This window comes from Bacteroides sp. NGMCC 1.200775 (assembly GCF_040798045.1).
GTDB lineage: Bacteria > Bacteroidota > Bacteroidia > Bacteroidales > Bacteroidaceae > Bacteroides > Bacteroides hominis.
Window position 1 is genome coordinate 234,608 of sequence record NZ_JASCQK010000005.1, and the last position, 12,127, is coordinate 246,734.

General features: G+C 38.7%; 12 protein-coding genes. 10 read left to right on the plus strand and 2 right to left on the minus strand.

The features are described from left to right. Positions 1-107: 107 nt before the first annotated feature. Both cysS and QK890_RS14780 read right to left on the minus strand, forming a co-directional pair. Positions 108-1,583 carry a cysteine--tRNA ligase gene (gene cysS, locus QK890_RS14775; protein WP_005812284.1) on the minus strand — a complete coding sequence of 492 codons (1,476 nt, stop codon included), beginning with the start codon at positions 1,581-1,583 and terminating at the stop codon, positions 108-110. 554 nt (positions 1,584-2,137) lie between these two features. Continuing rightward, on the minus strand, positions 2,138-2,974 hold the full coding sequence (locus QK890_RS14780; RefSeq protein ID WP_032541090.1) for a Cof-type HAD-IIB family hydrolase: 837 nt from the start codon (positions 2,972-2,974) through the stop codon (positions 2,138-2,140). 216 nt (positions 2,975-3,190) lie between these two features. Between QK890_RS14780 and QK890_RS14785 the strand changes: the two genes are divergently transcribed. The 10 genes from QK890_RS14785 to QK890_RS14830 all read left to right on the plus strand — a co-directional run bounded on the left by QK890_RS14785 (position 3,191) and on the right by QK890_RS14830 (position 12,121). Then, positions 3,191-4,582: a winged helix-turn-helix domain-containing protein gene (locus QK890_RS14785; RefSeq protein ID WP_032541088.1), complete on the plus strand. Its 1,392-nt coding sequence runs from the start codon at positions 3,191-3,193 to the stop codon at positions 4,580-4,582. Between the two features lie 123 nt (positions 4,583-4,705). Next, positions 4,706-4,927 (plus strand): NVEALA domain-containing protein, encoded by a 222-nt coding sequence (locus QK890_RS14790; RefSeq protein ID WP_032541087.1) that lies wholly within the window; start codon positions 4,706-4,708, stop codon positions 4,925-4,927. A gap of 232 nt (positions 4,928-5,159) precedes the next feature. Next, positions 5,160-5,426 carry an NVEALA domain-containing protein gene (locus tag QK890_RS14795; protein WP_005797066.1) on the plus strand — a complete coding sequence of 89 codons (267 nt, stop codon included), beginning with the start codon at positions 5,160-5,162 and terminating at the stop codon, positions 5,424-5,426. 129 nt (positions 5,427-5,555) lie between these two features. Next, positions 5,556-6,674 carry a 6-bladed beta-propeller gene (locus QK890_RS14800; RefSeq protein WP_032541086.1) on the plus strand — a complete coding sequence of 373 codons (1,119 nt, stop codon included), beginning with the start codon at positions 5,556-5,558 and terminating at the stop codon, positions 6,672-6,674. Continuing rightward, positions 6,671-7,540: a DUF1573 domain-containing protein gene (locus tag QK890_RS14805; protein ID WP_137569998.1), complete on the plus strand. Its 870-nt coding sequence runs from the start codon at positions 6,671-6,673 to the stop codon at positions 7,538-7,540. The genes QK890_RS14800 and QK890_RS14805 overlap by 4 nt, the downstream gene beginning before the upstream one ends. Before the next feature lie 46 nt (positions 7,541-7,586). Continuing rightward, positions 7,587-7,904: an NVEALA domain-containing protein gene (locus QK890_RS14810; RefSeq protein ID WP_080715598.1), complete on the plus strand. Its 318-nt coding sequence runs from the start codon at positions 7,587-7,589 to the stop codon at positions 7,902-7,904. Between the two features lie 68 nt (positions 7,905-7,972). Next, positions 7,973-9,136, plus strand: a complete 1,164-nt coding sequence (locus tag QK890_RS14815) for a 6-bladed beta-propeller (protein WP_080715597.1) — start codon at positions 7,973-7,975, stop codon at positions 9,134-9,136. Positions 9,137-9,154: 18 nt separating this feature from the next. After that, entirely contained in the window at positions 9,155-10,063 is a 909-nt protein-coding gene (locus QK890_RS14820) for a DUF1573 domain-containing protein (RefSeq protein WP_032540448.1), read from the plus strand. A 142-nt stretch (positions 10,064-10,205) separates the two neighbouring features. Beyond that, complete coding sequence (locus QK890_RS14825; RefSeq protein ID WP_032540446.1) at positions 10,206-10,757, plus strand: hypothetical protein; 552 nt, start codon at positions 10,206-10,208, stop codon at positions 10,755-10,757. Positions 10,758-10,786: 29 nt separating this feature from the next. Further along, positions 10,787-12,121: a carboxypeptidase-like regulatory domain-containing protein gene (locus tag QK890_RS14830; RefSeq protein ID WP_032540422.1), complete on the plus strand. Its 1,335-nt coding sequence runs from the start codon at positions 10,787-10,789 to the stop codon at positions 12,119-12,121. Positions 12,122-12,127: the final 6 nt, after the last annotated feature.

Genomic DNA, 12,127 nt, shown 5'->3' on the forward strand with positions numbered 1-12,127 from the left:
AATATCTGTTCCGATTTATTACAAAAGGACGCGGAGTATACAGAAAAAGTTATCAGTCCTGTTCCCTCCGCGTCCTTTGTGGTGCTTTTAAATAATTTTCTGAGATTTTATTTATTCAGTTTCCACTCAAATCCGTCCTTAGTATCTTTAATTTCGAATCCCAGTGCAGTCAGTTCGTTGCGGATCAGGTCACTCGTAGCCCAGTCTTTGTTAGCTTTTGCTTTCACCCGCTGTTCCAGCAGCATATCGACCACTTTCCCATAAGCGGCTTCACGTCCGTCCGACGAGCCGATTTCTTCTTTCAGGCCCAGGATATCGAAGCAGAATGTATGGAATACTTCTTTCAGTTCTTTCAGGTCATCGGCAGAGATGGTATTGTTTCCGGCAATGATATTATTGATCATCTTGGCTCCGTCAAAGAGATGTGAAATCACAATCGGAGTGTTCAAGTCATCATTCATCGCTTCAAAGCATTTCGTGCGCAAGCTTTTTACGTCGACGTTCGAAGTAGCTGCAGGAGTGATTTTCTCCAGACCATCCACTGCTTCCATCAGTCGGCTCAGTCCTTTTTCTGCTGCCTGTAATGCTTCGTTGCTGAAATCCACCGGACTGCGGTAGTGTGCCTGCAAGATAAAGAATCGTATGGTCATCGGGCTGTAAGCCTGAGTCAGCAATTTGTGTGAGCCGCTGAAGAATTCATCCAGCGTGATGAAGTTTCCGAGACTCTTGCCCATCTTGGTGCCGTTGATGGTGATCATGTTGTTGTGCATCCAGTAGTGAACCATATCGTCACCCTGTGAAGCTACCGACTGTGCGATTTCGCATTCGTGGTGCGGGAAGATAAGGTCCATGCCTCCTCCGTGAATGTCGAAGTGTTCGCCCAGATACTTACGTCCCATGGCTGTACACTCGGCATGCCAGCCGGGGAAACCGTCACCCCATGGCGAAGGCCAGCGCATGATGTGTTCCGGTTGTGCCCGTTTCCAAAGGGCAAAGTCGGCAGGATTATGTTTTTCTTCCTGTCCGTCCAGTTCGCGGGTTGTATTCAGTACATCGTCCAGATTGCGTCCCGAGAGTTTACCATAATGGTAGTCTTTATTGTATTTGGCTACATCGAAGTATACCGAACCCTGGCTTTCGTATGCATAGCCGGCATCCAGAATCTTTTTTACCAATTCGATCTGCTCGATGATATGTCCCGAGGCATGTGGTTCAATGCTGGGGGGAAGTACGTTCAGTGCCTCCATGGCTTTATGGTACCGGTTCAGGTAGTATTGCACTACTTCCATGGGTTCCAGTTGTTCCAGACGGGCTTTCTTGGCAATTTTATCTTCCCCTTCGTCTGCGTCATGTTCCAGGTGGCCTACGTCGGTGATATTACGCACGTATCGCACTTTATAACCCAACCGGGTGAGATAACGGAAGAGTACGTCGAACGTGATGGCCGGACGGGCATGTCCCAGATGTGCATCGCCATATACCGTCGGTCCGCAGACATACATGCCCACATGTGGAGCGTGCAAAGGCACAAACAGCTCTTTTTTTCTATCTAAAGTGTTGTAAATCGTCAGTTGATGTTCCATAACGTTTGAGATTTATTCTGTTTTAAACCACAAAGTTAGAATAAATAATTTGAATTGGGACGTGTTCTGCCGGATTATTCTCTGTAAGTATATGTGTCTGATGTAAGATCGGGCCACTCATACGAAAAATGCATTCCGATCTTCCATCTTCCACCTTTTTCTGTTTACTTATCTAATTATCAGCGAAATGAATGGGTGGAAGATAGCGTTTTCAAGCCGTTTATCTTCCACCTTTATCTTCCATCTTCCACCCACTGTTTTTGATGGATAAGGTATTGATATGTAATTGTATATAGCGTATTATCTATCTGTTTATGCCGTTTAAAGCATTTCCTTTTCCTTAGTATCTTTAGTGAAAATGGTCCGGACTTTATCTCGTCCCGCATGCCCGGGCCCATAAGCCCGCATACCTGTGCCCATGAGCCCGTATACCCGGGCCCACCGGCCCGGGTATACGGGCTGAGATAAGTTTAGTATGATGAATGATAATATACTTATATATAACGCGTTAATATCATGGAGAAATCAACCTGCTTTCTTATTAATTTCTGTGTTTAAACTGTTGTCTCCCCCTTCTCGGGTGCTTTTGTAAAGAACTTGTTTACGACCGCAGCTACACCGTCCTCCTCGTTGCTAAGGGTAATGTAGTCGGCGGCTTTCTTTACCGGTTCCTGTGCATTGCCCATGGCTACACCCAATCCGGCAAATTGAATCATTGAAAGATCGTTGTAGCCGTCGCCTACAGCCACCATCTCTTCCCGGTTCATGTTCAGCTTGTTAAGTAAGGCAGATAAAGATTGTGCCTTGTCTATTCCCTGTGGCACCAGTTCGAGGAAGAAGGGCTCCGAGCGGTAAACACTCAGTTGACCTTGCAGTTCTACCGAAAGTTCGGCTTCAATGGGAATCAGACGATGTGGCTCACCCACAATCAAGCACTTAGGAAGCGGCAGACGGATATCTTTCAGAAAATCCTTGGAAGGATATATCTGCATTTTATTGAGGAAAGCCTCTTTCCGGACATACACGTCATCGGGATATTCAGTGATGATATATTGCCGGTCGTAAGTCAGGATAGGGAGTTGGTTGCGTGTGGCGCATTCGTATAGCCGAGGTATCACTTCGTCCGGCAATACATTGGCATAAACGATCTCTCCGGTACTCCAGTCGATAATTTCTCCGCCGTTATAGGAGAGGATAAATCCGCCGAACTCCTTCATGCGCAGTTCGTTGGCCAAGGGTGCAATACCAAAGGTAGGACGTCCCGATGCAAGTATCAGTTTCACACCCTGTTGTTGTACACGTATCAGTGCTTCTCGGTTGCGTGGAGTTATCTCTTTTTTAGCGTTGGTCAGTGTTCCGTCCAAGTCGAGTACGAGGAGTTTGTATTTCATCAGTCGCTTTTGTTTGGGTTTTGAGGGTGCAAAGGTAGTGGTTTTGGGTATATCACCAAACAGGATGCGAGTAAATAAAGAATGAATGATACGTAGTCTGTTTGATGCGCTTTGATACGTTTATGCTATTGGGGAATTTATTGTCTTGAAATTTTTCTTTATTTTCTTTAAAACCAGAAATAAATACACGATATTTGTATAAATAGAGAATTAGATATGAGGCCGATAAAACTAATTTGGGGTATTGGAGGGATACTATTGGTAGCTTTATTAATAGGTTGTTATTTCTATCAGAGAAGTAATGAGATGATGCGTGTGGAATCAAAAAATCTATTCATACAGGCATTAAAAGGCGAAATGCTGCGAATGGAAAGGGAACTGGATCTACCATGTGTGTCTATGAATGTATCGGGTGCAACGGCTCCTTGGACCAGACTTTCTGTGAAAACTGAGTTTGGTACAAAAGATTATGTTGTAGATGTAAAAAAGGATTTGAAAAATATATCTTCTGATTTTAATGAGCGTTCTTTGCATTCTGTTGTTTGTATGGAGAAGCAGCTTTCTGCTGATACTTTGAATCGGATTTGGGCAGATAGTTTGAGAATGCGGCATATTGTCGCTAAAACCTCTGTACAGGTAGTTACTGCCGATTCAAGTAAATGTATTCGTTCTGAAGGGAGTTGTGGCAATGATTGTTTTGTATCGCCCATTTGGATTGCCTATGTCGGGAACGAGTGTGAGGTAGAGGTTGCCGGTTTTTTATCTTCTACTTGTTGGTCGGTGATTCGATACTCTTCTTCTTCATTTGTCCTTATTGTTGGAGTGACTTTTATACTTATTGCTTTTTTCTACTATGTGTATAAGGTGAAAAAACGTTTGTCTGATTCGGAGGTTGAAGAAGAGCTTCTAAAGGAAAGGCTGGAGAAGGAGAGAGAGCGGTATCAAGATTTAGAAGAGAAACGCAGGCAATATGAACAACAATTGAATTTGCTTCAACAAGAAGAAAAAATGCGGATAAGAGAACTGAGTGATCTACGGGAGAAGCATAAACAAAAAGAAGCTCAGATTGAAATATTGTCAGTAGAGAAGAAACGTAGCAAAGAACAGCAAAGTATTCTTGCAAAGGAATGTCAAGAGGGTATGCTCCAAATAACGATGCTTTCCGATAAATTGGAAAAGGAAAAGATAGACCGGGGAGAGCTTCAACAAAAGTTGGCTGCATGCGAACTGCAAATAGCAGAACTGAGAAAAATAAAAGAAATGTTTGGTGAAGAATTAGTCATTTATAAACTCTGTTCAGGGTTGACTTTTGATCCTCGAAATCATGTTTTGGATTGTGCCGGAAACCGGATAAAACTGGATGCTCAGGGTAGCCGGCTTTTACTCCTTTTTTTAGAGGCCTCTGAAAATAAACTATCATATGAAGAACTGCTTGAAATGATGTGGGCTGATCGTCGAAAGGATAAGAATCGTTTATGGACGGCTGTTTCTCGTTTGCGTAAAGCTTTAGCGCCTACTCGTGTTATCATAAAAATGGAAAATGAAGGTGGGTATCAGTTGGTGCTGCCTAAGAAGAGTGATGACTTCTCGCAGAGAGAACTCTTTTGATATAAGTTCTGGTAAGGGGGCATTTTATTGATTTTCAACTTGTAAGTTTTAGTAAGGAACGTTTTCTTAATAGACAGAAGAAATCGTCTATATTTGTTATGTGTTACTAAAACAACCGAGTATATGAAAAAGTATTTAAAATCAATTGGCTGTTTTGCCATTTTCGTATTGGCTGTATTCTCGTATTTCAGAGAGCAATCTTATAAGTTGGATTCTTTGTCATTGCAGAATGTTGAAGCATTGGCTGAAGGTGAGGAATATACACATATTTCTTGTATAGGTGTAGGCTCTTTGGATTGTCCTGTTAATCATAGTGGTGTGAAATATATATTTAAAGGATATTAAATATTTAATTGGGTTGGGAAGGGAGTGGAACGATGCATGCTCTGGAAAAGTTTAGAATCGTCCACTCCCGGAAAAACCTTCAAAAGAAAGGAGGTTTATAGGTTACAAAGGTAATGAATTTAAGTAAGAATCAGTAGGTGCATCATTTACTTTTTCTGCGGGTGGGTGATTCCCCGAAAAAGAGACACAAGAAACAACAAAATTATTAACCTCATAAAAAGGTGTGAAAATTATGAGTAAGAAAATCTTCGCGGCCCTGATAGTCGCTGTAGTCGCAACTTTTGCAGGCTACAATATATATCAGTCACAGAAAACAGAGAAAATAGTTTCAGACTTGGTGATGGCTAATGTCGAAGCATTGGCAGGCGATACTGAGGGTGGTGCTACTATCACTTGCTCCCGTACGTGTTCTGATGGAGTAGGACGTTGCTACAAGGTTTATGATGATTGGGGAAACTGTCATTTTGACGGTAGTCAAATATATTCTTGTACCTGTTAACTATTAAGCAGAAGTTATACCAAATGTTTAGAGTTTCTTCATTTCCTTTTTTAAAATACAGGAGAGGAGATGATTACTACAAATTTCTTGGTATAACTTCCTGCATTGTTAATCTAATCTAATAAAGTTATGAAGAATATCTTGTTACCACTTCTCTTGTTTGTACTTTTTTCATGTAAAAGTACTGGAGATAAAACCGACTGTGAAGTATTACATGTCGATTTGGTTGAACGCCCTGTTCCAATGGAAGAATTATTTTCTAAAATATCTGTCATTCCATTGGAAACCAATGATAGTTCCTTTCTTGTAAGGCCTGTGAAAGTTATTATTAAAGATAACAGATATTATATTGTCGATGAAGGGGTTCCGGCTGTGTTTTCTTTTGATGAAGAAGGGCATCTTTTGCATAAAATAGGTAAAAAGGGACAAGGTCCCGGAGAGTATCGTGAAATATACGATGCCGTTATTAAAGAAAAAGAAAATGCAGTGTATATGCTATCTCCATTTGGCTCTCTTTATGTGTATTCTCTGGATGGAAAATTCATAAAAGAAATAGAACTGCCAACGAGGGCAAATTATCAATTGATAGAGGAGCTGGAGAGTAAGTATTTCGTTACATGGACACTACCTGCCTCTGAGAATGATAATTGTATCAGCGTTATTTCTAAAGAGTCTTCCAAGAATGTGAAAGAATTTTGGCATGTTCCTCCCGTTCTCACTACTCTGAATTCTAAACCTTTTTATAATTATGAACATAAAGTATATTTTTCCAATCCTTATCAAAATGAAGTATATGAAGTAAGGACAGATAGCTTACGGGTTGCATACCGTTGGGATTTTGGAAAAGATAATCTTGATTTGAAGGAGTATGGATTCACTTTATTAGAGGATAAAAAGGTTGAAGAATATAAATTAATGTTGCAGTATTTACGTGATTCTACTGTGCCTTATTTATTAAGGCATCAATTTCAGAATAAAAAATATTATTATACCATGTTGACGTTTGGCTTTCGGCATCGGATAAATCTTTTTTATCGAAAGGATGACGGCAAGAGTTTCTTTTTTGAGAAAACAGCGGAAGGTGTTTTGCTCCATCCTTTAGCCTTTAATGAAGATTTCCTGACTTGTATTGTTTTCAATGAAGACTTTCCAAACTATGAAAAAGTGCTTCCTCCAGAGGAATATAAGAAGCTGGAAGAGCGTTTAGAAGATGATAACCCCTGTTTAATCAAATTTTATTTTAAATGAAAAATCTTATATTTATACTGGGTTGCTTTCTCTTTCTAATCTCATGTCAGCAGACCGAGAAGGAAAAACTTGAAGAACTTGTTAAAAATTGGAATGGGAAGGAAGTACAATTTCCGACAAATCTTAGTTTTACGTTATATGGAAAAACTCCTGTCGATTTTAAAATCCCTGCTTCGGATTATAAAATCGTGACCTATGTCGATTCGTTGGGTTGTTCCAGTTGTAAATTGCAATTGCCTAAATGGAAGGATTTTATGAAATATGCGGATTCTATAGTAGGCTATCAAATACCGGTTCTTTTTTTTCTTCATCCTGCTAATGTTCGCGAGATGAGGTCTGTGTTAAAACAAAATCGTTTTGATTATCCTGTTTGTATGGATACGGAAGATACTTTTAATAAAGTGAATAAGTTTCCTTCACAGCTAAATTTTCAAACTTTTTTATTAGATAAAAACAATCATGTAATTGCGATAGGAAATCCGGTTCATAATTACGATGTAAGAGAACTCTATATCCATCTTATTTCAGGAGGAATAGATGGAGATTCTCTTTCAAATATGCGAACTGTGATAAAAATAGAGAAAGATATGGTTGATTTGGGGAGTTTTGATTGGAGGCGAGAGCAGCATATAACTTTTGAGATACACAATATTGGTGATAATAATTTGGTCGTTTATGATAATAAGACATCTTGCGGATGTACTTCTGTTGAATACTCCAAAGAACCTGTTCAGCCCGGAAAGTCTTTAGCAGTTAAAGTAACTTATAAAGCAGACCATCCGGAACACTTTAATAAAACTATTATACTATATTGCAATGCTTCCGCTTCTCCTTTGGAGTTAAAGATAACTGGAGATGCCAAATAACTGGAACATATAATGAAATAAATTTCTATAGGGCGAGTGCTGCCAGTTGTCTTATTTGTCCTTGATAGTCGCTGTAGTCACAACTTTTGCAGGCTACAATATATATCAGTCACAGAGAGCGGAGGTGACAATATCGGATTTGACGATGGCTAATGTAGAAGCATTGGCAAGATATGAGTTACCTGAAGTTGAGATCGTTTGTAATGGTGGCTCTTATGGAATGTGTCAATATTGTCGGCGATATGATATATATGATCCTTATTATGGTTGGGGATATGCCTATGAATGCATAAAAACTGGTGATCAGGAGGATTGGTGTGCAAGTGGTTGTGACAGCCATGGAGGAGGTTCTTTCCCCGGTTAATTAGCCAAACGATGTGGTTGTATCACATTTTTGTGACACAACCACTCTAACTTTAAAGTATAGATAAAATGAAAAATACAATAAAATTCTTCATATTGTTAGTTGTAGGTATTTGTTACAGTTGTAATAACAGTCGTGATAAATCATTGACAAAAAATATGTGTAAAACAATGTTATCCGTTGATTTGGATTTAGAGAATAGCCAAGTTTCATTTTATGATTTATTTGATAATGTATCTCTAATTCCCCTCGAAACAAAAGAAGAGTCATTTTTGCATCGTATTGATAAAATTATTTTTTATAATGATTCTATTTTTATAATGGATAAAAGGCAGGGAACTATATTTCTGTTTGATTCAAATGGAAAATATCTGAGTAAGTTATTTAAGCAGGGAGGAGGACCGGATGAATATTTTGATTTATCTGACTTTACCATAAACCCATATACGAATAATTTGGAACTGCTTTCTGCGTATAAAGGTATTTATTGTTATGATTTGAATTTTGACTTTATTGAAAGAATACCTGTTCTTGATAAGGGAAGTCTTGTTCATCGCTTTGCAGTCGTGGACTCTTGTACAAGAGTTTTGTTTAATGTTGTTAGAATGCATAATATAGAGGTATATGATATTTGTGATAAGAAAATTCAGGGTAAATATTTTGAAGTTCCTGCAAATATACGTCGTAATACACCTTTGGGGGGACCTTTTTTATTGGAATGCATAAAAAAGGGAGAAGCTCTTTTTACTCAGCCATTTAGCAATACGGTTTATTCAGTATCTCGGTCATCTTTTACTCCGCGCTATAAATGGGATTTTGGGAAGTATAATTTTAATATTAATAAGTTAAAGCCCAATTTATCTCAAAATGAATATGATGATATTTTGGGGAGCGATTCCTTTTTAGCAAATAACGTATACTCTTTCTTGTCAAATGCGGAGAATGAACTGTTTTATCTTGTACAATTTAGTTTTGGAAAAAGACATGACATATTTACAGTTATATATGAAAAGGGTAGTGGTCAGTATAAAAAAATCAGAGAACTGGAAGAAGGGATTGCCTTTCCATATTACCCTGTTCTAACCGAGGATTTTATGTATACAATAGCTCGTGACACTTCAGTTATTAACAAATACTTGAATGAAAAAATTAAAAAAGAAAATAACATTGTATTGGATAAATTAGGTGGAGAACGGAATCCTGTTATTCTAAGATATAAATTAAAAAAATAGAATATTTCAATGATGACAATGAATTGTTGTACCAAAATATATCTTATAAAGATACTATATCTCATTATTACATGTTTTATTGGGGGAATTCTTCTAACCTCATGTAGGGAAAGTAAACAAGATAAAATGATGCGTTTAGTAAAAAAATGGAATGATAAAACAATTGTTTTTCCACAACAGATGACTTTTACAGCTTTTAGGGGTGACTCTGTTGTAGAATGTAAAAAGAAATATTCTACCTATGCTATAGTTACTTATGTTGATTCTATCGGGTGTATGAGTTGTAAATTGAAGTTGTCAGAATGGGGAGATTTTATGTCTATTGTTGATTCTATATCAAAAAGACAAGTACCTTGTCTGTATTTTTTTCATCCTAAAAAGAAAAGTGAACTTATTTCTTTATTGAAGAGAACGCGTTTTACTTACCCTATTTGCATTGATGAAAATGATTCTTTAAATATTCTGAATGGTTTTCCTTCTGATATGATGTATCAGACATTTTTGATTGATAAAGATAATAAAGTCTTAGCAATAGGAAATCCTGTTCATAATCCTATGGTGAAAGATTTATATATTAATATAATCTCAGGAAAGCAGCCGGAATCTACAAAAAAACAGCGGAAGACAGAGGTAATCATTTCTGAAAATCTGATTGATCTTGGGGAATTTTTTTTAACCATTCCCCAACATTGTACTTTCACTTTAAAGAATGTTGGGGACGATTTGCTTGTGATTGATGATGTAATTACGTCATGTGGTTGCACTTCAGTAGTATACTCCAGAGAGCCTGTTCAACCAGGAAAGTCGTTGGATTTGGCTGTAACCTATAAAGCGGATCATCCGGAACACTTTAATAAAACCATTACAGTATATTGTAATGTTCCTGATTCTCCTCTACAACTGAAAATAACTGGAGATGCTCAATGATTTAGAGAGGATAAAATGATTGGTATAAGGCTGTTTCAAATGATTTCTTAGATGATAACCCTCTAAAAAAGAAGAAAATAAGTTCTCCTTAAACAAAAAATACATATATTTGTCGGGTAAGTAACTATAAAAACACAAAAATATGAAAACTCAGGCATTACGAAGCAATCTATACTTTATTTTACTGGCTACAGCCTTTCTGTTAGGTATGGCGGGCTGTGATAAGGAGGAATCCGATCCGTTGAGAGTCGGGGATGATTCATTTAATAATATTGAAAATGGTGTCTGGACTGCTTATTATCCGAATACAAATCAGACGTGCATTACTATTTATGGTGGGGAAAGACCTTATACGGTAAGTAGTAATTCTGATATTCTCAAAGTGAATATGGATAAATTCCTGAATGCTTTCAACTACGAAATTCTGGGCGTTGGCGATGCGGAAGTGACAATTACCGATGCGAAAGGAGAATCTGCAGGTCTAAAAGTGAAAATAGACTATTGGTCTGATAAAATGAAGATTGTTAAGCAGGATGCCTATGTAAAAGGCGACGGGATGACGGTGGCTGCACAAAAGGAATTGAAAGAAAAAGCTTTGGCTTCCATTCCTGTAAAAGTAGGGGGTGGTTATCGATTTATATATACAAAGGATCAAGGAGGAACTGCGTATGTCTATCCGGATAAATTAGGGTAGGAATACCATAGGACTTAATTTGAAATCGGATGAAAAGTCATGTATGTAAGTTTACCGTTGTTTTATTTCTTCTCAGTTATACGGCCTGCCTGTCGGCACAGATAAACGGGAAGATACTGGATGCAAAGACCGGGCAACCTCTGTCCGGAGCGAATATTTATTCGGATAAGGGGGTGGGCATTACCATGTCTGATGAAAAAGGTGAGTTCATCATTAAAGACGGAGAACCTCTGCAGGGGATTGATACAATCTGTATTTCTTTTGTGGGCTATCTGACCAAACGCTTTCCTGTAAGGGATTTATTGAAAAAGAAAAACTCTATCTCATTGGAAGAGGCGCCGATTGAATTGGGGGAAGTAACTGCTTATGGAGTCAGGAAGTTCTATTTGCGTGTGCCGTATACGCAAATATCTTCAATGCCGGTACCTTTATATTCGTTTGCAATGGTCTCATGCAGAAATAAATTATACGTTACGGGTGGAGACCGGTCGCAGGTGAAGCCTCCTACCGACTATGATCTGACGGGTTCCGGTGGATTGCCAACTGGATTTGTGTACGAAAAATATAGTGGTAAAATCTATGTTTATGATATTCCTTCAAATACCTGGACTGTTACCAATCAAAGGCTGAGAGAGCGTGCTTATCATTCGGCGCTTTATGATAATGGAAGAATTTATGTGATGGGCGGAAAACGTTTCTCGACCAACCGAAAAATGGAATTCCTCGACGAGACAGTGGAGATTTATGATCTGGCCAGCGACACTTTGTTGACAGATCCGGTGAATCCGCATCAGGCGGCTTCTGCTGCCGCATTTGCCTATGATGGGAAGTTGATAGTCATGGGAGGGTCTATATATCGGGCTGAGAGCGGATGGCAGAGGTACTCTGATAAAATACACATGCTTGATCTCAGGAATGGTGCCTGGTATGAAGTGGGGAAGATGCCTTTAGGAATGGAAACAGATGGTATATTGGTGGGGCATACTATACTTTTGTTTGGTGGATACCGGGGAAAGGCATTATCGACAATACAGACTTATGATTTAGCCACGGGTGCCTGGAAAAGTAAAGGGAATTTATGGTTTCCGATATGTAAGGCAGGGATAGCTCGTGGTGGGGATAAGGTTTATATTCTGGAGAACGGTGTGATGCAGGTTTATAATCTTCGTACCAATGAGGTAAAAGCTTATCAGATTGATTTGAATTTAAGGGCAAGCGGGCTGTATTGTACGGAGAACAAGTTGATTATTGTAGGAGGATGCACTGAGGATATGGATGGCAAGCTGGGAGATGCAGGTGTTTACGAGGTGCAATTGTCTGATTTTGAACGTACGGAGTTACATCTGATAAACCGGGAAAAATAGAGGGGA

What these genes read in the sequence shown, in the direction of transcription:
- QK890_RS14820 (WP_032540448.1), top strand. Translation starts at nt 9,155, where the DNA reads ATGAATTGTTGTACCAAAATATATCTTATAAAGATACTATATCTCATT.
- QK890_RS14825 (WP_032540446.1), top strand. Translation starts at nt 10,206, where the DNA reads ATGAAAACTCAGGCATTACGAAGCAATCTATACTTTATTTTACTGGCT.
- QK890_RS14805 (WP_137569998.1), top strand. Translation starts at nt 6,671, where the DNA reads ATGAAAAATCTTATATTTATACTGGGTTGCTTTCTCTTTCTAATCTCA.
- cysS (WP_005812284.1), bottom strand. Translation starts at nt 1,583, where the DNA reads ATGGAACATCAACTGACGATTTACAACACTTTAGATAGAAAAAAAGAG.
- QK890_RS14785 (WP_032541088.1), top strand. Translation starts at nt 3,191, where the DNA reads ATGAGGCCGATAAAACTAATTTGGGGTATTGGAGGGATACTATTGGTA.
- QK890_RS14780 (WP_032541090.1), bottom strand. Translation starts at nt 2,974, where the DNA reads ATGAAATACAAACTCCTCGTACTCGACTTGGACGGAACACTGACCAAC.
- QK890_RS14815 (WP_080715597.1), top strand. Translation starts at nt 7,973, where the DNA reads ATGAAAAATACAATAAAATTCTTCATATTGTTAGTTGTAGGTATTTGT.
- QK890_RS14795 (WP_005797066.1), top strand. Translation starts at nt 5,160, where the DNA reads ATGAGTAAGAAAATCTTCGCGGCCCTGATAGTCGCTGTAGTCGCAACT.
- QK890_RS14830 (WP_032540422.1), top strand. Translation starts at nt 10,787, where the DNA reads ATGAAAAGTCATGTATGTAAGTTTACCGTTGTTTTATTTCTTCTCAGT.
- QK890_RS14800 (WP_032541086.1), top strand. Translation starts at nt 5,556, where the DNA reads ATGAAGAATATCTTGTTACCACTTCTCTTGTTTGTACTTTTTTCATGT.
- QK890_RS14790 (WP_032541087.1), top strand. Translation starts at nt 4,706, where the DNA reads ATGAAAAAGTATTTAAAATCAATTGGCTGTTTTGCCATTTTCGTATTG.